Below are 25,173 nucleotides of genomic sequence, written 5' to 3'. Positions count from 1 at the left end.
GGACTCCAAGGTGATCGTGGCGATCAACAAGGACGAAGAGGCCCCGATCTTCTCGGTAGCCGACTATGGCCTCGTGGCCGACCTGTTCACGGCTGTGCCGGAACTGGTGAAGGCGCTGTAAGGGGTCTTCGACGATGAAGACCCGCATCACCGAACTGCTAGGCATCCGCTACCCGATCATCCAGGGCGGCATGCAATGGGTGGGCCGCGCCGAGCTGGCCGCGGCCGTGTCGAACGCCGGAGGCCTCGGCATCGTTACCGCGCTGACGCAGCCCACGCCCGACGACCTGCGCAACGAGATCGCGCGCACCCGCACGATGACCGACAAGCCCTTCGGCGTGAACCTCACGATCCTGCCGGCGGTGAAGCCGCCGCCCTATGCGGAGTACGTGCAGGCCATCATCGACAGCGGCGTGAAGATCGTGGAGACCGCGGGCAACAGCCCGAAGGACTTCATCGAGGCGCTGAAGCGCCACGACGTGAAGATCGTGCACAAGTGCACCTCGGTGCGCCATGCGCTGTCGGCGGAACGCAATGGCGTCGATGCCGTATCGGTGGACGGCTTCGAATGCGCGGGCCATCCGGGCGAGGACGACGTGCCCGGCCTCGTGCTGCTGCCCGTCGCCGCGCGCAAGCTGCGCATTCCGATCATCGCGTCGGGCGGCATTGCCGACGGGCGCGGCATGGCTGCTGCGCTGGCACTGGGTGCCGAGGGCGTGAACATGGGCACGCGCTTCTGCGTGACGAAGGAAGCGCCGATCCACGACAACATCAAGCAGGCGCTGGTCGACGCGACCGAGCGCGACACGAAGCTGATGTTCCGCACCCTGCACAACACGGCGCGTGTGTTCCGCAACGCCATCTCCGAAGAGGTGGTGGCTACGGAGAACCGACCGGGCGGCTGCGAGTTCGAGGACGTGCGACCGCTGGTGGCCGGCGCGCGGGGCCGTGCGGCGCTGGAGTCTGGCGAGGTGCACAACGGCGTGGTCTCGGCCGGGCAGTGCATCGGGCTGATCGACGACATTCCGACTTGTGCGGAACTGCTGGAACGCATGGTGCGCGAGTGCCGGGAGCATCTGGACCGGGCGCGGTCCTGGATGGACTGAGTCTTTCTGCTCGCATCCGGGGGGCGCTCACGCCGACGGGGTACCTTGCTCCGCGAATGTCCCCCGGCCTTCGGCCTCCTCCTTTATTTCGCTGCGCAAGGCACCCCATCGGCGTGATCGTTCAGAGCCGCTGCGGAAGCTGCATTTGTTGGCAGTCGCCGAGACTTCATGCCGCATGGAACGGCTACTTTGCCGGGTTCTTCTCTAGAGTGAATGCCCCTGTCACTCGATACCCCAACAAGGGAAGAAGAAAGGCGCAACACACCAAGCCACCACCGAAATGTTTGAAGGCTGCTTGCCTCGCGGCAGGTTGTCGGTGCGAAAGCAGCGATGCAGATGCGAGGTATCAAAAGGCGACGGCCAGGGTGTTACTAGCACCCCAGCCGTCTAACCAAGTTCGTGCAACAACCTATCAGGAACCGCACAAAAATGGCTACCAAGACTATAGCCCGGCCTCGCACGCCGGTAGCTTCCGAAGACAACGCCCAAGACCCGGCAGATCTTCTCGAAAACACCCTCTCTCAACTCGAAGCTCTTCTGTGGGTCTGCCACGGGGAAAACATTGACTGGTGCAGCGGTGACGGGCCTCGACAACTGGACAACCTGCTTTGGCTTGCGGCTGAACTGGCTCGCAAGGCTGGGGAGTTGTTTCAGATGAGCGAGAAGGCGCGGCGTGGGGCGTCTGAGACTAGCGGGTAGTGGCTGGTCTGCGGGCTGCGGGTTCGCGGCCCGCCTGAAGCCTTTGTGGTGAAGGGAGTTCGGTTCGATTGAGGTTTGTGGGGTAGGCCTCGGTGGCAGCTATGTGTTCCATGCTGATCGCCGACAGACAATGCGAGCATCCGCTTTGCAGCGACAACCATCCTGCAGCCATCGCGTTCCAATAATCGCTATTCCTCGCTTTCCGGTCGTTCACTGTGTAGAAGCGGGATTCGCACTGAAGACGGCGCTCGATCCCCTCCCATGAAAGACGGCCTCACCCAGGTTACTTGCTCGGGTGGCTGGAGTCGAACTCTGGGTCTTCTTTGAAGGGAGCCACTAGGTACCAAATCTCTCCAACCTCATGCGGCACCTTTTCAAGGCACTCAAGGTGAGCATTGATCTGCCCGCCGCACCGCACGGGCCACCCGCATCACGCGCACATGGAGCGTCATTCAGGCACGAGAACGTACGCAGGTGCGTAGAGACTGCCTCCCCCAAAGAAGTCGCCGTAGCTCGTCCGCCGATGCGGGTGCCGTACGCTGCGAATCGCCTTGATGACATCAGACCACGGAAGGACACGCCCGTTCTCGACCGCGTCTCCGAGGTTACTCAGCTCCACGGTCTGTAGCGCGTGGCCATCCATCGCTGTCGGTGCAAGGTGGGGCTGCGATAGATCGACCTGGAAATGGAGATCGTCCTGCTCGTCGCCGATGAGAGGGAACCAATGTGTGCGGAAGTCGCCACCGAGTTCCAACACGTTTCTCACCGCAGGGAACCCCGCAAAACAGGGCAGCCCGTGCTGTTCAGCCCTTTGCGCGAATTCGAAGAGTTCGGCGTTGATTTTCCCGAGTAGCAATGCTCCTCTCCGGACCTTTGGTCTGCGAGCAAACACCACCAGCACTCTCATGCGCCTCCCTGCATGAACTTTTGCCGCGACGGTGTTGCCTTCCCTTGTGGACCAGAAGTACATCGGCACTGCGGCGCCGAAACGTTGCCGAAGGTACGTGACGACGGTTGGCAAAATCGAGTATTCCGCCGTCCGCTCAGAGAAGAAGCTCGTCATTGGCGCATGGCCGCTCTTGGCGATGCCCAGGCTTTGCCAAGGCGATCAACCATCAAGCCCCTCACCTAGCGCCTCCTTCACGCAGCGCGTTCAACCATGCGCGGACGTGATCGCCGTTGTTGAACCTGTCCTGGAACAGGATGCGCTTCCGGTCGACGACTTCGCCCCAACTGCGGTCCGCGACGTCCAACGACGCTTCAGCAGCGCCGGGGCGGCCATGCCAAATAGCTTCCACGTTGCTCGCCCATCGCAGGTATTGCATCCAAGACAGCTTCAGCCAAGGCTTGCCGGTACCGCTGCGGATGATTTCCAAGATGCGTGCTTCGGATGGGTTATCGGCCATATCCCTGCCATCAAACCATCCGTGCCGAAGAAGCAGCGCGACGTCGGCTTCGCGCAGTCGAGCCAACAGCGGCCCCTCATTCCAGTATGCAACCTGTCGGCCTCCCGGTTCTTCTTCCTGCCACCGCCCTGGGGAGAAGCGCCGCAGGTTCATGAACTTACCAGTAGAAATGTCCGTAGCGCCCGCAAACTTCCACAGTACGAGGTCATGACACGCGAAGGCTACGTGGACGCGCATTTCCGCCGAGAGAAGCCGAATCAGATGGACCGCAGTCGGTAGGCCGGCGTCGTCCCTTAGTGGCTCTCGAGGGGGCACGTCCTCATTGAGAAACGTCAGGTAAACGCGCTCGCAAGAACAGCGCGAGAGGATCGAGGCGATTGCCATCGCCCGAGCTGGGTTCGCTAGATCCCGAAGGCTCACAATGGCGGTTAGCATCGTCTGGATGCCATGCCCATCCGCATGGCGTTTGGTGGCATCGGCTACCTCCACCATCAGCGAGTAATAGTCGTCCGTGAACGTCCTTGGGCACAACGCCGGTGAGCAGACAGCATCCACGCCCAATTGGGCACCCTGCTCAACAATCTCGCGCCCTCGCTGACTCCACCAACCAGCGTCCGCATGATCGGCCGTCGCATAGTCGGCAGAGAAGTAGGCCCACTGGTCCATTTTTCCCTTGTCGACCGCCGGGTTGTACATCTGCGAATCGAGGATCACTTCAAGCTCATCGCGAAGCTCACCAAGGCGTGCAAGCCGCGTCTGCACGTCCGTGGGACCATCGTTGACTGGGCTGAGAACGAGCCCCGAGTACGCGCCAATGCCCTCTTCTTCAAGGAGGTTCCACGAATCGTGACCGAGCTGCAGGTAGGAGGCCATAGGTTCCTCTTAGGGTTGCTTTAGTGACTCGATGAACTCGGAGGGCCGGCGGTAGCGGGCGATGGGCCACGGCTTGAGCGCCCTGATGAGGCAGCCGAAGCCAAGTACCTGCAGCCGCTGGGCATTTGCCGCAGGCATCTCTTGCCTCGCCGCCACACTAACAATGGCGTCGTGGATGGTCTTGCCTTGCTCCAAGAATGGGTGATGACTGAGCAGGCACTCGGCCAGAACGATAGCCAAGTCGAACTGGTCTGTGCGCCAGTCAATCAGGGCCTTGTCGTTGGTGAGTTGCTCGGGTGATGCGTATGCAGGCGTCCCGGGGCCCATGTTGAGGAACGCCTGGGTGAGCGTAGGTTGGTCCAGCATCCGCACGATACCGAAGTCGGTGAGCACGGGCGCCCCATCCGTCCGGAACATGATGTTGGCCGGTTTGATGTCACGGTGCACGAGCTTCTTGTCGTTCAGATGCTCCAGCACCTCGGCCAGCGTCACGGCTATTCCGCGCAGGACTGCTGGTGGAGGCGTGCCTCTCTTCAGTCTGCTCTCAAGCGTGCCGTCCGCGAGATACTCCTCGCAGACCACCCAAAGCTGCAGGCCGTCGTAGGCATAGGGAAACGCCTCGAAGAGCCTTGCAATCGCGGGATGTGAACAGTCTTGAAGAGCCGCAGTCTCACGGATCAGACGCTCCGGGCTTCCCGTTATGGCGGCCAGCTTGAGCGCGAAGGAAGTCTGCGCATTCTTGGCAAGGTAGGCGCTCTTGAACGCCCCCTTCCCAAGCTCGCCGTGGAACTCAAACCCGCGCTTCTTGCAGATGTCTACCGCGGCTGCTGTTAGGTCCAGCGCGGCGCTCATCTGACAGCGTATTGAAGTGCTCGTGAGCTTGCTCGCGCAGCCATCGGAGCAATGCATCCTGCTCGGCAGCCTCGATAAGCACCTGCACGGCTGAGCCGTCGAAAGAACATAGCCCCACTCCTCTCAACTCAAACTCTTCTCGATCCCGCATGGCTCTGCTGGCTACATGCTCCGGAACGATGACGTAAGACTTGTTCGCGTACGCGGTGCTGCGGTACGCCTGGTGAAACGCACGCTTCCAGTTGTCGAGCTTCGCCTCGAACGCGACAAGGCCCTTGCGTCGATTCCTGGCTAAGACATCGACAAAGCCTGCGCGATGGTCCCACTCGGTGGTGATCTGCACACGTCCGAACGCGGTTCGGCCCTTGGCCAGCTTACCGACGAACCTATCCACAAAATCCGCTTCGGTCGCGAACTCGAAATGGCCCCCCGTCCGTGTTCTTTCTTGAATCATTGGCGCACTCTAAGGCTGCTTTGGGCTAAGTTTAGCAAGCCACGTATCGCGCCCCCCAATATTGCCTGGACCGTTGCTACTAGACGCCAGAAATAGCGCTGAGCCATACCCAGACCACCTAGCTAACGCGCCAGCGGTCCTCGTTCACCGGCGGGCGACTCTATGTCGCAGATCAGTCTGACGCGAACATCGAACGCAGTCATACCAATGTCGACCGCAGCCGACGCCAGCCCTTTGGACTTCCGCTTGACCACCGCCCGCCTCTCACGAAAGCTCAGCGGTACGCCCCCACACGTCCATCTGCAATCCGCCGCAGCGGTCGAACCGCCAACGTCACAGCCGCGCTCATCGTGCGCAGGGCGCCGGGTGCTCCCCGCAGCGAAATAAAGGAGGAGCCCGAAGGGCGGGGGACATTCGCGGAGGGGAGTACCCGGCGGCCTGTGCACACACCCCGAAAGTACCTTTCCCAAGCCCCGCAGCTAAGGAAACCCCCGATACATGAGTGGTCATCGACCACCTAGCATCGAAGGCTGTTCCCTGTCGAGGTGTACCGGACGCGTCCCGCCGTTCGTGCCTCACTGACCATCCCGCGATGACAACTCCACCCGAGTCCGGCCCCACGCTGGACGCCGCCAGCCCCCTCCCCCCCGACATCGAAGCCGCCGACGAACCGACCAAGGTTCCCCTTGCCATCGAAGACTGGCTCACAGTCATCATCATGGGTGCGCTGGCGCTCATCACCTTTGCCAACGTCATCGTCCGCTACTTCACCGACTCGTCCTTTGCGTGGACCGAAGAGTTCTCGGTGTTCCTGATGATCATGCTGGCGCTGGTGGCCGGCTCGGCCGCGGTGGCGCGCGACCGGCACATACGCATCGAGTATTTTTCCGAAAGCGGCTCGATGGCGCGGCGCAAGCGGCTCGCGCAGTTCGGCGCGCTGACCATCGCCATTCTGTTCACGCTCATCGGCGCGCTCAGCATCCGCATGGTGTGGGACGACTTCCGCTTCGAGGAGACAACGCCGGGCATCGGGCTGCCCGCGTGGTGGTATTCGATCTGGCTGCCCATCGTGTCGTTCGCCATCGCATTGCGCGCGGTGGGCCTGATGATCCGGCGCGGTCGCAAGACGAACTACGGCTCAGACACCAAAGAGAGCAAGGACGACGCCAAGTGATCGCCACCCTGCTCTTCGTCGCCTTCGTCGTGATGATGCTGGTGGGCGTGCCCATCGGCGCCGCGCTGGGCCTGGCAGGTGCCGCGTGCATCGCACTGGCCAACAGCGACGCCCAATGGTTCGGCCTGCTGGCCGTGCCGCAGAACTTCTACGCCGGCCTCGGCAAATATCCGCTGCTGGCCATTCCGATGTTCGTGCTGGTCGGCTCCATCTTCGACCGCTCGGGCGTGGCATTGCGCCTCGTCAACTTTGCCGTCGCCATCGTGGGGCGCGGCCCCGGCATGCTGCCGCTGGTGGCGATTGCGGTGGCGATGTTTCTCGGCGGCATCTCGGGCTCAGGCCCGGCCAACGCGGCCGCAGTGGGCGCGGTGATGATCGCGGCCATGTCGCGCGCCGGCTACCCTGCCGCCTTCTCGGCCAGCGTGGTGGGCGCGGCGGCAGCCACAGACATCCTGATTCCGCCTTCAGTCGCGTTCATCGTGTATTCGGTGCTGGTGCCCGGTGCTTCGGTGCCGGCGCTGTTCGCGGCCGGCATGATCCCCGGCGTGATGGCCGGCCTGGCGCTGATGATTCCGGCCGTGATGCTGGCGCGCAAACACAAGATGGGCGCGCTCGAAGCCACGCTGCCGCGCCCGCCGTTCTGGAAGAGCTTTCGTGAAGCGACCTGGGGGCTGGCCGCGCCAGTGCTCATCCTCGGCGGCATGCGCGCGGGCTGGTTCACGCCGACCGAGGCCGCGGTGGTGGCGGTGTTCTACGGCCTCTTCGTGGGCATGTGCATTCACCGGACCATCAAGGTGCGCGACCTGTTCGTGATCTTGCGCGAGTCGGGCGAGCTCTCGGCCGTGATCCTGCTGGTGGTGTCGCTGGCGGGCATCTTCGCGTATTCGCTGTCGACGCTGGGCGTGATCGATCCGGTGACACGCGCGATCGTGAATTCGGGCCTTGGCGAATACGGCATCCTGGCGCTGCTGATACTGCTGCTCATCACGGTCGGCATGTTCCTCGACGGCGTGTCGATCTTTTTGATCTTCGTGCCGCTGCTGCTGCCCATCGTGCAGTACTACAAGTGGGACCCGGTGTGGTTCGGCGTGATCCTCACGCTGAAGGTGGCGCTGGGCCAGTTCACGCCGCCGCTCGCAGTGAACCTGATGGTCTCGTGCCGCATTGCCAAGGTGCGCATGGAAGAGACCGTGCGCTGGGTGGGCTGGATGCTGTTCTCGATGTTCGTGGTGATGGTGCTGGTCATCATCTTTCCCGAACTCGCACTCTGGCTGCCGCGCAAGCTCGGCTACTGATTTTTTTCCCGTCTCAGAACCATAAGGAGAGCCCTCATCATGAAATTCCGCCGCACCCTTCTCGGCCTTGCCGCAGCAGCAACCGCCCTGGGCATGTTCTCGACCGGCGCCATGGCGCAGGCCGCCTACAAGCCCGAGTACAAGATGTCGCTGGTGCTGGGCCCGCCCACGCCGTGGGGCCAGGCCGGAAAGATCTGGGCCGACATGGTGAAGGAGCGCACCCAGGGCCGCATCAACATCAAGCTGTACCCCGGCGTGTCGCTCATTCAGGGCGACCAGACGCGCGAATTCAGCGCGCTGCGCCAGGGCGTGATCGACATGGCCGTGGGCTCGACCATCAACTGGTCGCCGCAGGTCAAGCAGCTCAACCTGTTCTCCATGCCCTTCCTGATGCCTGACTACGCGGCCATCGACGCGCTCACGCAGGGCGAAGTCGGCAAAGAGATGTTCAAGACGCTCGACAAGGCCGGCGTAGTGCCGCTCGCCTGGGGCGAGAACGGCTACCGCGAGATCACCAATTCGAAGCGGGCGATCAAGTCGCCGGCCGACGTCAAGGGCATGAAGATCCGCGTGGTCGGTTCGCCCATCTACTCCGACATGTTCACCGCGCTCGGCGCCAACCCCACGCAGATGAGCTGGGCCGACGCACAGCCCGCGCTCGCGAGCGGCGCGGTCGACGGCCAGGAGAATCCACTGTTCCTGTTCACGGTGCTCAAGATGCAGAACGTGGGCCAGAAATTTTTGACCGCCTGGGGCTATGTGGCTGACCCGTTGGTGTTCGTGGTGAACAAGGAAATCTGGGCATCGTGGACGCCGGCTGACCAGGCCATCGTGCGCCAGGCCGCCATCGACGCTGGCAAGGAAGAAATCGTCATCGCGCGCAAGGGCCTGATCGAAGCCGACAAGCCTCTGCTGAAGGAGATCGCGGGCATGGGCGTGACGGTGACCAGCCTCACACCAGCCGAACGCGATGCCTTCGTGAAGGCGACGCGGCCGGTGTACGACAAGTGGAAGTCGACCGTGGGCGCAGACCTGGTGGCGAAGGCCGAGCAGGCGATTGCTGCGCGCAAGAAGTAAGAGCAGGCACGGCGCCGTGCGGGCGCATCAGCCTCGGTAGCGGCTCGGGTTCGCGCCCGCCATCTTCTTCATCAGGCGCCGCAGCGCCGTGGCGTCCTGGTAACCCACGGCGCCTGCCACCTGCTCGACAGTCATTCGGCTCGACTCGAGCAGCGCACGGGCGCGCCGCAAACGCACGCTCTGCACCAGCGCCTGCGTGCTCTTGCCGGTGGCCTTCTGGATGTGGCGCGACAGCGTGCGCTCCGACATGCAGAACTCGCGCGCCAGCACGCTGACCGCGGGCGGATCGGGCAATGCCGATTCGACGCGTGCGGCCAGCCGCGCCACAAGGTCGTTGCCGTTGGCCAGCACCTCCGGCACGATGAATGGTGCCTGCGCCTGACGCCCGTCGATCAGCAGCATGCGCGAGACAAGATCGGTGAGCGCACTACCGCAGCGCTCGCGCAGCAGGTGCAGCATCAGGTCGGTCTGCGCGAACGCGGCGCCAGCGGTGACCACAGGGCCGTCGGAGCACACCATGCGGTCGACGTCGACGGTGCAGCCAGGCGCCATCTGCTTGAGCAGCGCCGCGTACCACCAGGAGGTTGTCGCGCGCCGCCCCTGAAGCAGGCCCGCGGCATTCAGCAGGAACACCGCCGAGCACGAGGCCGCGACCTGCCCTCCGGCCTTCGCATGTCGCACGAGGCCCGCGATGGCCTTGGCCGCGTCATCGCTGTCGAGGCACCGCCGGATCTCGCCCGGCGTGTTGAGCCCCAGCCCCGGCACCACCCATGTCGAGCGGTCGTCACGGGGTCGCACGGGCAGGCGCGCAGTCTCCAGGCTCATGCCGGCCTGCAACCGCACCGGGCCACCCTGCACCGAGCACAGCCTCCAGCGCGGCGGCGCCACGCCGGCACGAGCGGCCACGGCCTGGGCAGCGCCCAGGATGTCGAGCGTGACAGCGACGCTGGAGTTGAAGGCGCCGGGCAACACCAGGACGGTGAAATCGTGCATGTCTGATTCAGCCCTGAAACGGTCAAATTTGACACTGCCATTCTGGCGACGCGAGCGGCCCAATACAAGCTCATCCGCTTTCCCCGTGCCGTCCACGGCCGCACTCAAATGACACCGACCCGCTCCCTGAACGAAGACGATCCGCTCGACGACTTCACCCCGCGCCAGATCACGCTCGACGGCATCGAGAAGAAGGTCTACCTGATGGGCCAAGGCCCCGCTGTGATCGTGATGACCGAGATGCCCGGCATCAGCCCGCACGTGGCACGCTTTGCGCGCTGGGTGCGCGACGCAGGCTTCACTGTCTACATGCCTTCGCTGTTCGGTCGCGACGGCGCGGTGCCGCAGGCCGAGGAAGGCACCGCTGTGTTCAAGCGCGCCTGCGTGAGCGCGGAGTTTCGCGCCTTCGCATCGAACGCATCAAGCCCGGTGACGCAATGGCTGCGCGCGCTCGCCCGGCTGGCGCATGAGGAATGCGGCGGCCCGGGCGTGGGCGCGATCGGCATGTGCTTCACCGGCAACTTCGCGCTCTCGATGATGATGGAGCCGACCATGCTCGCGCCGGTGGTGTGCCAGCCATCGCTGCCGCTCGACGATCCGGCGGGCATGAACGTGGCGGCAGACGAACTCGCGGCCGTGCGGCAACGCCTGGAGCGCGAGGACCTGAGCGTGATGGCCTATCGCTTCGACGGCGACAGGTTCTGCAAGGCCGAGCGCTTCGCTGCGTTCTCTCAGGCACTGGGCGAGCGTTTTGTCGCACGCGTTTTGCCCGACAACGCAGCCAACCCGAACACGCCGCCCTTCTTCGCGCAGGTGGTGGCCAGCCCGCACAGCGTGGTGACGGCACACCTGATCGATGAGGCGGGGCAGCCAACGCTGGCGGCGCGGGACGAGATCCTCGCGTTCTTCGCGCGGCGGCTGCTGGCTGGCCAGCGCTGAGCAGCGGCGTTTTCACAACAGGCGGCCGACCTCTTCCTGCGCGTGTTTGCGCACTTTCCACTTCGGCCGCCCGCACTCGCTAACCCCTTGGTATGCGCACCGTTGCGAGCCCGTGCGTCGCCACCGACAATGCACCCGCGATCCGATGCCGCGCCGCGAGATGCTCTGGCAGACTGACTTGCACAGCGCACTTCTTCGCGCAGCAAGGAGCCTCCTTCACCATGCATCTCAGGTCCACCGCATCGACCGTCGCAACAACACGGCCATCGCGCTTCGCGATCTTTTCGGTTCTTCTCGCAGCACTTGTTTTCTTGACCACCAGCTTCATCACCCCGAAGGCCCACGCGGCCGACGCCACCGTGCACACGCTGATCATCGACACCGACCCTGGCGCCGACGACGTGATCGCGCTGCTGTTTGCCATGGCCTCGCCCGAGCAGTTGAAGATCCAGGCGCTGACCACCGTGGCCGGCAACGTGCAGCTCGCCAAGACCTCGCGCAATGCGCGCCTTGCGCGCGAGTGGGCGAAGCGGCCCGACATTCCGGTCTATGCCGGTGCGCCGCGGCCCCTGTTGCGCACGCCCATCTATGCAGCCGACATCCACGGCAGCGAGGGCATCACCGGCGTCAAGGTGCACGAGCCGAGCCAGCCGCTGGCTGATGGCAATGCGGTCGACTACCTGATCCGCACGCTGCGCGCGGCGCCCGAAAAAAGCGTGACGCTCGCCATGCTCGGGCCCGAGACCAACCTCGCGTTGGCACTGACGCAGGCTCCCGACATCACGCGCGGCCTGCGCGAGCTGGTGCTCATGGGCGGCGCGCATTTCAATGGCGGCAACATCACGCCGACGGCGGAGTTCAACGTGTTCGCCGATCCGCATGCGGCCGAGATCGTGCTCAAGAGCGGCGTACCGATCACCATGCTGCCGCTCGACCTCACGCACAAGGTGCTGACCAGCCCCGAGCGCATTGCCAGGCTGCGCGGCATCGGCAACCAGGCCGGCAAGACGGTGGCCGACATCCTCGATGCCTATGTGCAGCACGACATGCAGTACTACGGCCTGCCCGGCGGCCCGGTGCACGACGCCACCGTGATCGCCTACCTGCTGCAGCCCTCGCTGTTCAGGGGCCGGAAGGTGAATGTGGAAGTCGACAGCCGCGAAGGCCTGGGCTTCGGCCAGACGGTGGTCGACTGGTACGGCGGTTTGAAGAAGCCCGCCAACGTGAACTGGATTGCCGAGGGGGATGCGCAGGGGTTCTTCGATCTGCTGACGCAGCGCATTTCCCGCCTGCCTTGAGCAGTAGCGCCCCGGAACGGCATTGACGGCGGTGGCATGCGGGGCCACCATGGTGCACCGTCGCCAATGCCCAGCTAGGCGGCGGACTCGTCGGGGAGGCCTGCCCGCTCTGGAATAGGTGATCAAACGCGCCATTTCAGGGCTTTCGAGGAGGTCTCATGGCTGAAAGCGACAAGGTGTTCGCAGGCTCGATCCCGAAGTTCTACGACACGCTGATGGTCCCCCTCATCTTCGAGGCCTACGCCACCGACATGGCAGAGCTTGTTGCGGCTTCCTCGCCCGGCTCGGTGCTTGAAACGGCGGCCGGCAGCGGCGTGGTTACGCGGGCGCTTGCGCCAAAACTCGGCGCCGGCGCGCGCTACGTGGTAACCGACCTCAACCAGCCAATGCTCGACTATGCGGCCACCCGGCAAGGCGCCGATAGCCGTATCGAGTGGCAGCAGGCGGACGCGCTCGCCCTGCCGTTCGAAAATGCATCGTTCGACGTCGTTTGCTGCCAGTTCGGCGCGATGTTTTTCCCCAACCGGGTTACCGGCTATGCCGAGGCGCGTCGCGTGCTGAAGCCAGGCGGGCGCTTTGTCTTCAGCGTCTGGGACCGCATCGAAGAGAACGCCTTTGCCGACGACGTCACCAACGCCGTTGCCACGGTGTTTCCGCATGACCCTCCGCGATTTCTCGCTCGCACGCCGCACGGCTATCACGACACCGCACTGATCCGCGATGATTTGAGCCGCGCAGGGTTCACCAACATCGGGATCGAGACGCGCGAGAAGCTGAGCCGCGCGCCCTCGGCACACGACGTTGCCACCGCCTATTGCCAGGGAACGCCGCTGCGCAACGAAATCGAGGCGCGCGACGCCAGCCTGCTTCAGCTCGCTACGGAGCGCGCAACGGAGGCGATCGCCAGCCGCCATGGCAAAGAGGGCCCGGTGACCGGCAAGATTCAGGCACATGTGATCGTGGCAGCGGGATAGCGGAGTCCCGGCGCGCGCTTCATCCGGTCATCTCGCGCCGCCTTTGGCGCACTTCATCGCATTCGCATGGAAGTTGCGCCGCGGCGCGGCAACCATGCGCATTCCATAACCATGTGATGGAGATCCGCGATGCGCACTGCCTTCTTCTTTCGCCAGACCCTGCTGCTTGCCTCGGGCCTGCTGATGTCCTTCCAGCTCCTGGCCGCCCAGGCCGGCTGGCGGCAACTGCGCATTCCGGGCGACACGCCCGACGCCGCACCCACGGTGGTCGCGCTCTACTACCCGACGAAGGCGACGGAGCGCACGACGGCCATGGGCCCGTTCACGGTACAGGCGGCCATCCAGGCACCGCCCGAGGACAAGTTCAAGGGACTGATCGTGCTGAGCCACGGCATCGGCGGCACCGAACTGGGCCACAGCAGCCTCGCCGAGGCGCTCGCGCGGGATGGCTACATGGTCGCGGCCCTTCGCCATCCCGGCGACAACTGGCAGGACGGGTCACTGCTGCAGAAAGGCGGCAGCGTGTACTTCACCGAACGGCCGCGGCAGGTATCGCGCGTGATCGACGCCTTGCTGCAAGACCCGCAGTGGAAGGATCGCATCGCCAGCGACGCCCAGGGCTTTCGCATCGGTGCGGTGGGGCATTCGGCCGGCGGCTATACCGTGCTGGCGCTGGCGGGTGGGCAAGTCGACCTGTCGCGCATTCGCAGGCACTGCGAGAGCGAGCGCGAGGCCGATCCGGTTTTTTGCGGCGTTGGCCGGAACGCGCCAGCGACGGCCGGCTCGCCTGCTGCATCAGCATCGGTGCTGCCTTCGCTGCGCGACCCGCGGGTGCGTGCGGTCGTGCTGCTGGCACCGGCGGGTGTTGTCTTCACGGCGTCTTCGCTGGCGGAGATCAAGATCCCCACGCAGATCTATGAGGCGGAGCTGGACCGGTTCCTCGTCCCGCGTTTTCACGCCGAATGGATTGCGCGGAACATGCCCCGCGCCGAAATCCACCGGGTTCCCAACGCCTGGCATTTCGCATTCATGGACACCCCGGCCAGCGCCATTCCCAGCGACGACGGAGACATCAGGAACGACCCGCCGGGCTTCGATCGAAAGGCCTTCCTGGCGCGACTGGGCCGCGAGATTCCGGCCTTCTTCGACAAGGCATTGCCCGAACGCGAATGAAAAAAGCCACGCTGCAGAACAGCGTGGCTTTTGTCTTTCTTGCGCAGCAGCAGCGGATCAGTGCTGCAGGATCTTGTTCAGGAAGTCCTTGGTGCGCGGCTGGCGGTTTTCCGGGTGGCTGAAGAACTCGTCCTTCGGGCAGTCTTCCAGGATCTTGCCGCCTACGTCGATGAAGATCACGCGGCTCGCGACCTTGCGGGCGAAAGCCATTTCGTGCGTGACCACCATCATGGTCATGCCTTCCTTGGCCAGGCTCACCATCACGTCGAGCACTTCGCCGACCATCTCGGGGTCGAGCGCCGAGGTGGGTTCGTCGAACAGCATCACGATCGGGTCCATCGACAGCGCACGGGCAATGGCCACGCGCTGCTGCTGGCCGCCCGACAGCTGACCCGGGAACTTGTCCTTGTGCGCCATCAGGCCCACGCGGTCGAGCATCTTCAGGCCGCGGGTCTTGGCTTCGTCGGGCGAGCGGCCCAGCACCTTGATCTGCGCGATCGTGAGGTTCTCGGTCACCGACAGGTGCGGGAACAGCTCGAAGTGCTGGAACACCATGCCGACCTTGGAGCGCAGCTTGGGCAGGTTGGTCTTGGGGTCGTGCAGCGGAATGCCGTTGACGGTGATCTCGCCCTTCTGGAAGGGCTCCAGCGCATTCACGGTCTTGATGAGGGTGGACTTGCCCGAGCCCGAGGGCCCGCACACCACCACCACGTCGCCCTTGGAAATGCTCACCGAACAATCGTTGAGCACCTGCACCGGGCCATACCACTTGGATACGTTCTTGATTTCAATCATTTTTTCGGACATTTCTTTCTCTCCGGTTCAGCCACTCAAACAATCAGCGAATGATGGCGATCTTCTTGTGCAGGCGCTTGACCAGCCAAGAAAGGGCGTAGCACATGACGAAGTACACGACGGCTGCGAGCAGGTAGGCCTCGATCGGGCGGCCGAAGTTCTTGCCCGCGGTCTCGAAGCCCTTGAGCATGTCGTAGGCACCGATGGCGTAGACCAGCGACGTATCCTGGAACAGGATGATGGTCTGCGTGAGCAGCACCGGCAGCATGTTGCGGAAGGCCTGCGGCAGCACCACCAGGCGCATGTTCTGGCCGTAGGTCATGCCGACCGCCTGGCCGGCATTCACCTGGCCGCGCGGAATCGACTGGATACCGGCACGCATGATCTCGCTGAAGTACGCAGCCTCGAACGCCACGAAGGTGATCACGGCCGAGATTTCGGAGCGGTAGTTGGAGCCGACCGAGCCGAACAGCGAATAGAACGACGCCGGCACGAGCAGGAAGAACCACAGGATCACCATCACCAGCGGGATGCTTCGCATGCCGTTGACGTAGATGGCCGCAGGCGTATCGAGCCACTTCTTGCCCGACAGGCGCATGAGCGCCAGGATGGTGCCGAAGATCACGCCGCCGATAGTGGCCACTATCGTCAGCATGATGCTGAAGTAGAAGCCCTTGACGACGAAGTTGCTGATGACGTCCCAGTTGTAGAAGGACAGGTCGAGATTCATCATGTCAGTGTCCTCCGCCGCCCGCGCTTGCAGACACGATGAAGCCCGGCACGCGGGTCTTCTTCTCGATGAATGCCATGAGGCGGTTGATGATGAGGGCCGAGATCACGTAGCACCCCGTCACCGCCAGGTAGACCTCGATGCCGCGCGAGGTTTCTTCCTGCGCCTGCATGGCGAACATGGTGAGTTCGGTGACCGACACGGCGAACGCGACGGACGAGTTCTTGAAGATGTTCATCGTCTCGCTCGTGAGCGGCGGGATGATGATGCGGTAGGCCATCGGCAGGATCACGTAGCGGTAGTACTGCACGGTGGTGAAGCCCACCGCCATGCCCGCATAGCGCTGGCCCTTGGGCAGCGCCTGGATGCCCGAGCGCACCTGCTCGGCGATACGCGCCGAGGTGAAGAAGCCCAGCGCCAGCACCACGAGGATGAAGCTCGGCACGCCCTTCATGACGGGGATGAGCGCCGGGATCACGTGGTACCAGAGGAAGATCTGCACCAGCAGCGGAATGTTGCGGAACAGTTCGACCCAGGCATTGCCCAGCCGCACCAGCCACGGACTGTCGGGCAGCGTGCGGATGATGCCGATGAGCGAACCCAGCACCAGCGCCACGATCAACGCCAGCAGCGCGACCGACACGGTCCAGCCCCAGGCCGACAGCATCCATTGCAGGTAGGTCGGATAGTCCCCCCCGGGGTCTTGCAGGAATACCTGCCAATCCCAGTTGCCCATTTGTGTTTACTCCTTCTTCACCGTCTCTTCGAAAACCAGTCCCTTGAAAAGAAACGCCCACCGCGAAAGGTGGGCGTCATCACGCAGCGACGCGGCGCTTATTCCTTGGTGACGTAGTCTTCAGCAGGCTTGTCGTTCGGGTTGGCCCAAGCGTTCTTGGTGGCTTCGCCCAGCGGCAGGCCGATGGTCACGCCTGCGGGCGGAATCGGCTTGAGGAACCACTTGTCGTACAGCTTGGCGAGTTCGCCCGACTTGGCCTGTGCCTTGATGCTGTCGTCCACGGCCTTCTTGAAGGCGGCGTCGTCCTTGCGGATCATGATGGCGATGGGCTCGACGGCCAGCACGTCGGACAGGATCTTGTAGTCCTTGGGCGACTTCGACTTGGCGGCCAGGGCAGCCAGGATCGAGCCGTCCATCACGAAGGCGTCGGCACGGCCGGTTTCGAGCAGCAGGAAGCTGTCGGAGTGGTCCTTGCCGTAGACCTCCTTGAAGGTCAGGTTCTCGGCGCGCTTCTGCTTGCGCACGGTCTGCAGCGGCGTGGTGCCGGTGGTGGTTGCAACCGTCTTGTCCTTCAGGTCGGCCAGCGAGTTGATGCCCGAGTTGGCCTTGACGACGATCTTGGTTTCTTCGACGTAGGTGGTCACGCCGAAAGCCACGTCCTTCTGGCGGGTGGCGTTGTTGGTGGTCGAGCCGCACTCGATGTCCACGGTGCCGTTCTGCACGAGCGGAATGCGGTTCTGCGAGGTCACGGGCTGGAACTTGACTTCGAGCTTCTTGCCGGCGGCCTTCTCGAGGTCCTTGATGATGTTGGCGCAGACGTCGTAGTGAAAGCCCGTGTATTGGCCATTGCCCAGTGTGTACGACAGGCCCGACGATTCACGCACGCCTTCGGTGATGACGCCGGAAGCCTTGATCTTGGCCAGCGTGTCATTGGCTTGCGCCATCGCGCCGCCAGCGGCCAGTGCCGCGACTGCCAATGCCAATACTTGTTTTTTCATACGGAAAACTCCTGAGGGTGACTGAAACAGATACAACTAAATTCTAGACATTTACATTTTGCGTGATACCCGGACCAACCCGGTGCATACACACACACACTGCACCGGGCATGCGCATGGCAGCGCCAGCCTGGTGCGATCCTGCCTCCTGGCATTGTCTGACTTTCACTAAGCAGCCTTTATGCCCGAAGCCTGGCCCGAAGGCTCGGCAGCCGGCGGAACCGGCGCGGCCGACAGGCGCACCGGCTGCGTCAGGTTCTCGGGCACGAGCAGCGCCTCCATCTCGGCGCGCGTCATGATGCCCAGCGATTCGGCCACCAGGTCGATCGGCCCGCCGGTGGCGAGCGCGGTCTTGGCGATGAGCGCGGCCTTTTCGTAGCCGATGAGCGGGTTGAGCGCCGTGACCAGCGTGACCGACTCGCGCACCCTCTTCGCAAGAAACTCGCGGTTGGCCTCGATGCCGTCGACACAGTTCACCTGCAGCGTGATGCAGGCCCGGCTCAGGTGCTGGATGCTCTTGAACAGGCTCCAGCCCATGATCGGCTCGAAGGCGTTGAGCTGCAGCTGGCCGGCTTCGGACGCCATCGTCACGGTGACGTCGTTGCCGATGACCTCGAAGGCCACCTGGTTCATGACTTCCGGAATCACCGGATTGACCTTGCCCGGCATGATCGACGAGCCCGCCTGCCGCGCCGGCAGCCGGATTTCGCCGAAGCCGGCCTGCGGGCCGCTGGACAGCAGGCGCAGGTCGTTGCAGGTCTTGCTGAGCTTGGTTGCCACGCGCTTGAGCACGCCCGACAGCTGCACGAAGGCGCCCGTGTCCTGCGTGGCCTCGATGAGGTTGGCGGCCTGCTTGAGCGGCACGCCGGTCTGTTCGGCGAGGTACTGGCAGGCCAGGTTCGCGTAGCCGTGCGGCGCGTTGATGCCGGTGCCGATGGCGCCGAGGTTGATTTCCTCGATGAGCGCGCGGGCCTCGCCAAGGCGGGCCTCGTCTTCCCCGATCATGATCGCGTAGGTCAGGAACTCCTGGCCCAGCGTCATCGGCACCGCGTCTTGCAGCTGGGTGCGGCCGATCTTGAGGATGTCCTTGAACTCGAGCGCCTTGGCCTCGAAGCTGCGGCGCAGGGTGGCCATCGATTCGAGCAGCCGCCCGATGGCGAACCACAGCGCCAGCCGCACCGCCGTGGGGTACACGTCGTTGGTGCTCTGCGAGGCGTTGACGTGGTCGTTGGGGTGCAGCACGTCGTAGCGCGCCTTCTCGTGGCCCAGCTTTTCGAGCGCGAGGTTGCAGATGACCTCGTTGGCATTCATGTTGGTCGAGGTGCCCGCGCCGCCCTGGATGACGTCGACCACGAACTCGTCGAGCAGCTTGCCGTCGATGATGTCTTCGCAGGCCAGGATGATGGCCGCCGCGCGGTCGCGGTCGATGGCGCCGAGGTCGGCATTGGCGCGCGTGGCGGCCTTCTTCACGTAGGCCAGCGCTCGCACCAGGTCGGGCATGGCCGAGATGCGCGTGCCGGAGATGGGGAAGTTCTCGACCGCACGCGCCGTGTGCACGCCCCAGTAGGCGACGGCAGGGATCTGCTTGTCGCCGAGGAAGTCGTGTTCAGTCCTGAAATTGGGGCTCATACAGGTTCCTCGGCTTAAAAAAAAGCACGCGTAGGGCGCGTGCCGGAGATGTTGCTGTGACAGCGACTAAAAGCAGCCGCGACTGTAGAGGCGCCGGGTTCGGGGCGCCAATGCCGTTTGCGGGGAGTCCTATGCGCGGCATTTATAGATTGTGCGGTGCACAAATCTCCGTTGTCAGCGGTGCGGCTGGGTGCCGACCAGGTAAGACCATAGCGCATCGGCCGTGCGTTTGGGTTGCAGGCTGTCGGCAGCCGCTGCTGCTGCCTTGCTGGCGGCCCGGCCGCCGCCGGCCTTGACCGGCACCGGCGCACCGGGCCGTTCGCGGTACGCGCGGATTTCCATCGTCGCCTCCAGGCTGTCGATTTCGGGCGGCAGCGCGCTCACGAGCTTGCGCGCCTTGATCTCCTTGCGCACCGCGCTCTGCGGCAGGAAGGCGATGCCGTGGCCTTCGAGCGCCATGACCTTCAGGCCCTCGGCCATGTCGGTCTCATAGACGCGGTCGAGGTGGATGGCAGTGCCCGACTCCTTCAGCAGCTGGTCGACCACGCGGCCCAGATACGCGCCGGGCGCATAGCCCAGGTAGGGCAACGGCTGGCCAGGACGCCCTGGCAGCCGGTAGCGCGGCGCACCTTCGGCATCGGCCTTGACCCAGGGGGCCACGGTTTCCTCGCCGAGGCTGACCATCTCGTACTTGTTGGCGTCGAGCTGAAGCGGCTGCGAGGGGTGGTGGTAGGCAATCAGCAGGTCGCAGCTGCCTTCGACCAGCCGCAGCACCGCGTCGTGCACGTTGAGCGCGATGAGCCGGCTCTTGATCGGCCCGAAATGCTCGCGCAGGCTGGTCACCCACGAAGGGAAGAAGGTAAAGGCCAGCGTGTGCGGCACGGCGATCTCGATCACGTCCTGCCCGGCGGCCGAGTGCCCGCGCAGCATGGCCCGGGTGCTCTGCAGCGACTGCAGCATTTCGATGGCCTGGCTATAGAGCGTCTGGCCTGCGGGCGTGAGCCGCGTGGGGTACGAGCTGCGGTCTACCAGGTCTGTGCCGGCCCAGCCTTCGAGCGCCTGGATGCGGCGCGAGAACGCCGGCTGGGTCACATGCCTCAATTGAGCCGAGCGGCTGAAGCTGCGGGTTTCCGCCAAACTGATGAAGTCTTCGAGCCACTTGGTTTCCATACGCGGCGATTATGCGAGCGCCGCGCCATACTGGGCGCCCCCTCCTTTTCCCGCACTCGCCATGCCTTCAGCCGACCTGCTCGAACTCAGCGCCACCGAACTCTCACGCCGCATCGCCGCGCGCGACGTGTCTTGCCGCGAGGTGATGCAGGCCTCGCTGGCCCGCATCGAGGCGCTGAACCCGCGCTTCAACGCCATCGTGTCGCTGCGCGATCCGGCGCAGTTGCTGGCCGAGGCCGATGAGCGCGATGCCGAGCTGGCACGAGGCGAACGGCGCGGCTGGATGCACGGCTTTCCGCTGGCAGTGAAAGACCTGAGCCATGCCGCCGGCCTGCCGACCTCGATGGGATCGCCGCTGTCGCCGCGCTCGCCTGCACGGGCCGACAGCCTGCACGTGGCCCGCGCCAAGGCGGCCGGCGCCGTCGTCATCGGCAAGACCAACACACCCGAATTCGGGCTCGGCTCGCACACCTACAACACGGTGTTCGGCATCACGCGCAACGCCTATGCGCCCGAACGCAGCGCGGGCGGCAGCAGCGGCGGTGCGGCAGTGGCGCTGGCCCTGGGCATGCTGCCCGTGGCGGACGGCAGCGACATGATGGGATCGCTGCGAAACCCGGCCGCCTTCAACAACGTGATCGGCATGCGTCCCTCGCGCGGGCGCGTGCCGGGCAACCCGGAGGAGGAACTGTTCTTCCAGCAGCTGGGCTGCGAAGGCCCGATGGCGCGCACGGTGGAAGACGCGGCGCGGCTGCTGGCCGTGCAGGCGGGCTTCGACACGCGCGTGCCGCTGTCGTCACCGCACGCCCTGCCCTCGCCCGATGCGCTGCAGCTCGATGGCGACGGCAAGGGCCTGCGCATCGGCTGGTTGGGCAGCATCTGGCCCGACCTGCCGCTGGCCCCCGGTATCCGCGAACTGGGCGAGAAGGCGCTCGACACCTTCCGCACCATCGGCTGCGAGGTCGAGCCCTGCACGCTCGACGTGCCGCGCGAGCACAACTGGAGCGCGTGGCTACGGTTGAGGCAACTGCTGGTGGGCGGCAAGCTCGGCGCCTATCTCAGCGATCCGAAGCTGTTCGCGCAGCTCAAGCCCGAGGCGCAATGGGAAATCGAGCAAAGCCGGCACCTCGATGCGGCCTCGCTGTACCAGGCCTCGGTGTACCGCTCGAACGTGTACCGCGCGTTCCTCAAGCTGTTCGAGCGCTTCGACTTCGTGCTGGCACCGACGGCTCAGGTGTTTCCGTTCGATGCCGAGTTGCACTGGCCTGCCGAGGTGAATGGCGTGAAGAGCGACACGTACCACCGCTGGATGGAGATCGTCACGCCATTCACGCTGGCGGGGCTACCGACGCTGAATGTGCGCGCCGGCTTCGGCGAAGGCGGGCTGCCGATGGGGCTGCAGCTGGCGGGACCGATCCATGCGGACCTCGACGTGCTGCGGCTCGGCCATGCATATGACCAGGCCTGCGGCTGGGGCGCGCACCGCCCCAGCGCATTGATCTGAGGACTCAGATCGGCGTCAACACGCCTCGCCCCGCGAAGTGACCTTCTGCATTCGCGAGGAAATGGTCCAGCGACTTCTGCGTCGCCTCGGGCGACCAGCCGGCCATGTGCGGCGTCAGCAGCACGTTGTCGAGGCCAACCAGCGGCTCGGGCCGCTTCGGCTCGCTCTCGTACACGTCGACGCCGGCCCCGGCGATGCGGTTCTCGCGCAATGCAGCCGCCAGCGCTTCTGTGTCGACAACGCTGCCTCGCCCGATGCTCACCAGGTAGCCCTGCGGCCCCAGCGCGTCGAGCACTTCGGCGTTGACCAGATGCTTCGTCGCCGGCCCGCCCGGCGCGGCCAGCACCAGGAAGTCGGCCCACGCGGCCAGCGACTTCAGGTCGTCGAAGTAGCGCTGCGTTGCGCCTTCGCGCGGCTTGCGGTTGTGATAGCCGACCTCCATGTCGAAGGCCGCCGCCCGCTTCGCGATCTTCTGGCCGATGGTGCCCAGCCCCAGGATGCCCAGCTTCTTGCCCGACACGTTCGGCGGCTGCGGAATGGCTTCGCGCCACACGCCCTCGCGGCACAGCCGGTCGAGCTTGCGGAACTCGCGCACGATGCTGATCAGCAGGCCGAAGGCGTGGTCGGCCACGCAGTCGTCGTTCGTGCCCGCGCCGTTGGCCGTCGCGATGCCCCGCGCACGCGTCACTTCGAGCGGCACGCCTTCGTAGCCCGCGCCCATGCAGCAGATCAGCTCCACCGCCGGCATCGCCGCGATTTCCTCGGGCGTGATGCCGATGACGCCGATGGTCAGCACCGCGCGAAACTTCTTGCCGTGCTCGGCGATGGCGGCCGCGCGCAGGGCGGGGTCGAAGGCGTAGGTCATGTCATAGACCTCGGCAATCTGGGCCTGGTGGGCACTCGAGAGGCCGCTGAGCACCAGCAGGGGAATCTTGGTCGACACGTCTGAACTCCTGAGATCGATAAAAAGGAATGGATGATCGCGCTACATCAATGGAGTTGCTTCGCTCTTCTGCAAAGCCCACATCTGGGCGTAGCGGCCCTGCTTCGCGAGCAGCTCGGCATGCGTGCCGCGCTCGACGATCACGCCCGACTCCAACACCAGGATCTCGTGCGCGTCGACCACCGTCGACAGGCGGTGCGCAATGACCAGCGTGGTCTTGTCCTGCGCGGCGCTCTTCAGCTCGGACTGGATGGCGCGCTCGTTGGCCGAGTCGAGCGCCGAGGTGGCCTCGTCGAAGATCACGATCGGCGGGTTCTTCAGCAGCGTGCGCGCAATGGCCACGCGCTGCTTCTCGCCGCCCGAGAGCTTCAGGCCGCGCTCGCCCACGGTCGTGTCGTAGCCCTTGGGCGTGGCCACGATGAAGTCGTGGATGCGCGCGGCGCGTGCCGCGGCCTCCACCTCTTCGCGGCTCGCCCCCGGGCGGCCGTAGGCGATGTTGTATTCGACTGTGTCGTTGAACAGCACCGTGTCCTGCGGGACGATGCCGATGGCGCGGCGCACGCTTGACTGAGTGACCTCGCGAATGTCTTCCCCGCCGATGGTGATGCGGCCGTGCTGCACGTCGTAGAAGCGGTACAGCAGCCGCGCCAGCGTGGACTTGCCCGAGCCCGAAGGCCCGACCACCGCCACCGTCTTGCCGGCGGGAATCTCGAAGCTCACGTGCTTGAGGATGGGCCGCGCGGCCTCGTAGGCAAAGCTCACATCCTCGAAGCGCACGGTGGCGTCGGTACCTGCCAGCGGCTGCGCGCCGGGCGCATCGCGCACCTCGCGCTCTTTTTCCATCAGCACGAACATCTTGTCGAGGTCGGTCAGGCTCTGCTTGATCTCGCGGTAGATCACGCCCAGGAAGTTCAGCGGAATGTAGAGCTGGATCATGAAGGCGTTGACCATCACCAGGTCGCCCAGCGTCATGCGCCCTTCGACCACGCCCGAGGTGGCGCGCCACAGCATCAGCACCAGGCTCACGGCAATCAGCAGTTGCTGCCCGGTGTTCAGCATGCTCAGCGTGCGCTGGCTCTTGATGGCGGCCTTGCGGTAGCGGTCGAGGCTGGCGTCGTAGCGGCCGGCCTCGAAGTCTTCGTTGTTGAAGTACTTGACGGTTTCGTAGTTCAGCAGCGAATCGACCGCGCGGCTTTGCGCCACCGAGTCGAGCTCGTTCATGGTCTTGCGGAACTGCGTGCGCCATTCGGTCACCGTCACGGTGTAGGTGATGTACAGCACCAGCGCCGCCGCCGTGATCCAGACGAACAGCGAATCGAACTTCACGCCCAGGATGGTGAGCACCAGCACCAGCTCGATGATGGTCGGCACGATGCTGTAGAGCGACATCGAGATGAGCGAGTGCACGCCGCGCGTGCCGCGCTCGATGTCGCGCGTCATGCCGCCGGTCTGGCGCTCCAGGTGGAAGCGCAGGCTCAGTGCGTGCAGGTGGCGGAACACCTCCAGCGCAATCTGCCGGGCCGTGCCCTCGGTGGCCTTGGCGAAGATCAGCTCGCGCAGTTCGCCGAACAGAGAGGTCGAGAAGCGCAGCAGCCCATAGGCAAGCAGCAGGCCGATGGGCACGATGAGCAGTGCCTGGGCCAAGTCGGGAGCACCCGGCTTCGGCGTCATCGTGTCGACCAGGTTCTTCAGCAGCACCGGCACGCCGACGTTGGCCACCTTGGCGCCCACCATGAAGGCCAGCGCCGCGGCCACCCGCCACTTGTACTGCCAGAGATAGGGAAACAGGCGGCGCAGCGTCGCCCAGTCGGAACGGTCGCTGCGCGCCGGCGGGTGGCCGCCGGCTGTGTGGGGGGAAGGAAGGGCTTCGCCGCTTCGGCGCATGGAGGACAATCGTGGTTGCTTGTTTGTTCCAGATTGTGCCCATGTCAGATACTTCCAGTGCCGCCGCTGCTGCCACCCTCAAAAGCCTGCCCACCGACATGGAGCTGGTGCTCAAGGTCATCCCGATGCCGGCGGACTGCAACGCCAACGGCGACATCTTCGGCGGCTGGGTCATGGCGCAGTGCGACCTGGCCGGCTCGGTGATCCCGGCGCGCTACGCCAAGGGCCGCCAGGCCACGGTTGCCGTGAACGAATTCATCTTCAAGCAACCGGTGCGGCTGGGCGACATCCTGTCGTTCTATTCGAAGCTGGTGCGCATCGGGCGCACCTCGGTCACGGTCACGGTCGAGGTGTTCGCCGAGCGCTTCCGGGCGCAGGGCGAGTACATCAAGGTGACGCAGGCGACCTTCACCTACGTGGCCATCGACGACAACGGCCGCCCGCGGCCGATCGAACAGCAGCCCTGAGCCA

At 64.7% G+C, this 25,173-nt stretch carries 23 protein-coding genes and 1 pseudogene; 11 read left to right on the top strand and 13 right to left on the bottom strand.

The genetic code is table 11. From position 1 onward, the window contains the following. Together ACSFCA_RS33595 and ACSFCA_RS33590 are read left to right on the top strand one after the other, a co-directional pair. Positions 1-121, top strand: a pseudogene (locus tag ACSFCA_RS33595) (electron transfer flavoprotein subunit alpha/FixB family protein); the annotation flags it as partial. 13 nt (positions 122-134) lie between these two features. Next, positions 135-1,106: an NAD(P)H-dependent flavin oxidoreductase gene (locus tag ACSFCA_RS33590; protein WP_435462529.1), complete on the top strand. Its 972-nt coding sequence runs from the start codon at positions 135-137 to the stop codon at positions 1,104-1,106. A gap of 1,147 nt (positions 1,107-2,253) precedes the next feature. On the opposite strand, the gene ACSFCA_RS33585 is transcribed toward ACSFCA_RS33590, so the two are convergent. The 4 genes from ACSFCA_RS33585 to ACSFCA_RS33570 all read right to left on the bottom strand — a co-directional run bounded on the left by ACSFCA_RS33585 (position 2,254) and on the right by ACSFCA_RS33570 (position 5,390). Next, positions 2,254-2,868 (bottom strand): hypothetical protein, encoded by a 615-nt coding sequence (locus ACSFCA_RS33585; protein WP_435462528.1) that lies wholly within the window; start codon positions 2,866-2,868, stop codon positions 2,254-2,256. A 61-nt stretch (positions 2,869-2,929) separates the two neighbouring features. Next, the gene (locus tag ACSFCA_RS33580) at positions 2,930-4,084 is read right to left on the bottom strand and encodes a hypothetical protein (RefSeq protein WP_435462527.1); all 1,155 of its coding nucleotides are present in this window, start codon (positions 4,082-4,084) and stop codon (positions 2,930-2,932) included. A 9-nt stretch (positions 4,085-4,093) separates the two neighbouring features. After that, positions 4,094-4,936 (bottom strand): serine/threonine-protein kinase, encoded by an 843-nt coding sequence (locus tag ACSFCA_RS33575; protein WP_435462526.1) that lies wholly within the window; start codon positions 4,934-4,936, stop codon positions 4,094-4,096. Then, positions 4,875-5,390, bottom strand: coding sequence for a hypothetical protein (locus ACSFCA_RS33570; protein ID WP_435462525.1), 516 nt, complete (start codon positions 5,388-5,390; stop codon positions 4,875-4,877). The genes ACSFCA_RS33575 and ACSFCA_RS33570 overlap by 62 nt, the downstream gene beginning before the upstream one ends. Before the next feature lie 592 nt (positions 5,391-5,982). Between ACSFCA_RS33570 and ACSFCA_RS33565 the strand changes: the two genes are divergently transcribed. Genes ACSFCA_RS33565 through ACSFCA_RS33555 form a run of 3 tightly spaced genes read left to right on the top strand, consistent with a single transcriptional unit; the run spans position 5,983 to position 8,936 of the window. Next, positions 5,983-6,564, top strand: coding sequence for a TRAP transporter small permease (locus tag ACSFCA_RS33565; RefSeq protein WP_435462524.1), 582 nt, complete (start codon positions 5,983-5,985; stop codon positions 6,562-6,564). Next, positions 6,561-7,859 carry a TRAP transporter large permease gene (locus ACSFCA_RS33560; protein WP_093079115.1) on the top strand — a complete coding sequence of 433 codons (1,299 nt, stop codon included), beginning with the start codon at positions 6,561-6,563 and terminating at the stop codon, positions 7,857-7,859. The genes ACSFCA_RS33565 and ACSFCA_RS33560 overlap by 4 nt, the downstream gene beginning before the upstream one ends. A gap of 39 nt (positions 7,860-7,898) precedes the next feature. Continuing rightward, positions 7,899-8,936 carry a DctP family TRAP transporter solute-binding subunit gene (locus ACSFCA_RS33555; RefSeq protein WP_093079117.1) on the top strand — a complete coding sequence of 346 codons (1,038 nt, stop codon included), beginning with the start codon at positions 7,899-7,901 and terminating at the stop codon, positions 8,934-8,936. A gap of 27 nt (positions 8,937-8,963) precedes the next feature. Here the strand turns inward: ACSFCA_RS33555 and ACSFCA_RS33550 are convergent, their stop codons facing one another. After that, a complete protein-coding gene (locus ACSFCA_RS33550) occupies positions 8,964-9,929 on the bottom strand; it encodes a GlxA family transcriptional regulator (RefSeq protein ID WP_435462523.1) in 966 nt (321 codons plus the stop codon). Positions 9,930-10,037: 108 nt separating this feature from the next. On the opposite strand from ACSFCA_RS33550, the gene ACSFCA_RS33545 reads away from it, so the two are divergent. The 4 genes from ACSFCA_RS33545 (at position 10,038) to ACSFCA_RS33530 (ending at position 14,313) form a co-directional block, all read left to right on the top strand. Then, complete coding sequence (locus ACSFCA_RS33545) at positions 10,038-10,868, top strand: dienelactone hydrolase family protein (RefSeq protein ID WP_435462522.1); 831 nt, start codon at positions 10,038-10,040, stop codon at positions 10,866-10,868. Between the two features lie 311 nt (positions 10,869-11,179). Then, positions 11,180-12,166, top strand: a complete 987-nt coding sequence (locus ACSFCA_RS33540; protein WP_371127393.1) for a nucleoside hydrolase — start codon at positions 11,180-11,182, stop codon at positions 12,164-12,166. A 158-nt stretch (positions 12,167-12,324) separates the two neighbouring features. Next, positions 12,325-13,140 carry a class I SAM-dependent methyltransferase gene (locus ACSFCA_RS33535; protein ID WP_435462521.1) on the top strand — a complete coding sequence of 272 codons (816 nt, stop codon included), beginning with the start codon at positions 12,325-12,327 and terminating at the stop codon, positions 13,138-13,140. Between the two features lie 129 nt (positions 13,141-13,269). Beyond that, positions 13,270-14,313, top strand: coding sequence for an alpha/beta hydrolase family protein (locus ACSFCA_RS33530; protein WP_435462520.1), 1,044 nt, complete (start codon positions 13,270-13,272; stop codon positions 14,311-14,313). A 57-nt stretch (positions 14,314-14,370) separates the two neighbouring features. Here ACSFCA_RS33530 and ACSFCA_RS33525 read toward each other — a convergent pair whose 3' ends face one another. From ACSFCA_RS33525 to ACSFCA_RS33500, 6 genes are all read right to left on the bottom strand, one after another. Next, on the bottom strand, positions 14,371-15,108 hold the full coding sequence (locus tag ACSFCA_RS33525) for an amino acid ABC transporter ATP-binding protein (protein WP_435462531.1): 738 nt from the start codon (positions 15,106-15,108) through the stop codon (positions 14,371-14,373). 43 nt (positions 15,109-15,151) lie between these two features. Further along, positions 15,152-15,841: an amino acid ABC transporter permease gene (locus ACSFCA_RS33520; protein WP_258351319.1), complete on the bottom strand. Its 690-nt coding sequence runs from the start codon at positions 15,839-15,841 to the stop codon at positions 15,152-15,154. 1 nt (position 15,842) lies between these two features. Next, entirely contained in the window at positions 15,843-16,574 is a 732-nt protein-coding gene (locus tag ACSFCA_RS33515; RefSeq protein ID WP_258351320.1) for an amino acid ABC transporter permease, read from the bottom strand. Positions 16,575-16,672: 98 nt separating this feature from the next. Next, positions 16,673-17,572: an amino acid ABC transporter substrate-binding protein gene (locus tag ACSFCA_RS33510; protein ID WP_258351321.1), complete on the bottom strand. Its 900-nt coding sequence runs from the start codon at positions 17,570-17,572 to the stop codon at positions 16,673-16,675. Between the two features lie 168 nt (positions 17,573-17,740). Continuing rightward, a complete protein-coding gene (locus ACSFCA_RS33505; RefSeq protein WP_435462519.1) occupies positions 17,741-19,201 on the bottom strand; it encodes an aspartate ammonia-lyase in 1,461 nt (486 codons plus the stop codon). A gap of 174 nt (positions 19,202-19,375) precedes the next feature. After that, a complete protein-coding gene (locus tag ACSFCA_RS33500; protein ID WP_435462518.1) occupies positions 19,376-20,371 on the bottom strand; it encodes a LysR substrate-binding domain-containing protein in 996 nt (331 codons plus the stop codon). A 61-nt stretch (positions 20,372-20,432) separates the two neighbouring features. Here ACSFCA_RS33500 and ACSFCA_RS33495 point away from each other — a divergent pair, with 61 nt between their 5' ends. Continuing rightward, a complete protein-coding gene (locus ACSFCA_RS33495; protein ID WP_435462517.1) occupies positions 20,433-21,875 on the top strand; it encodes an amidase in 1,443 nt (480 codons plus the stop codon). A 4-nt stretch (positions 21,876-21,879) separates the two neighbouring features. Here the strand turns inward: ACSFCA_RS33495 and ACSFCA_RS33490 are convergent, their stop codons facing one another. Continuing rightward, complete coding sequence (locus ACSFCA_RS33490; RefSeq protein ID WP_435462516.1) at positions 21,880-22,818, bottom strand: 2-hydroxyacid dehydrogenase; 939 nt, start codon at positions 22,816-22,818, stop codon at positions 21,880-21,882. A 42-nt stretch (positions 22,819-22,860) separates the two neighbouring features. Further along, on the bottom strand, positions 22,861-24,702 hold the full coding sequence (locus ACSFCA_RS33485; protein ID WP_435462515.1) for an ABCB family ABC transporter ATP-binding protein/permease: 1,842 nt from the start codon (positions 24,700-24,702) through the stop codon (positions 22,861-22,863). Between the two features lie 41 nt (positions 24,703-24,743). Between ACSFCA_RS33485 and ACSFCA_RS33480 the strand changes: the two genes are divergently transcribed. Then, complete coding sequence (locus ACSFCA_RS33480) at positions 24,744-25,169, top strand: acyl-CoA thioesterase (protein ID WP_081268377.1); 426 nt, start codon at positions 24,744-24,746, stop codon at positions 25,167-25,169. Positions 25,170-25,173: the final 4 nt, after the last annotated feature.

It is taken from the genome of Variovorax multivorans (assembly GCF_051216835.1).
Lineage (GTDB): Bacteria > Pseudomonadota > Gammaproteobacteria > Burkholderiales > Burkholderiaceae_C > Variovorax.
This window is presented reverse-complemented; position numbering and strand designations above follow the sequence as displayed.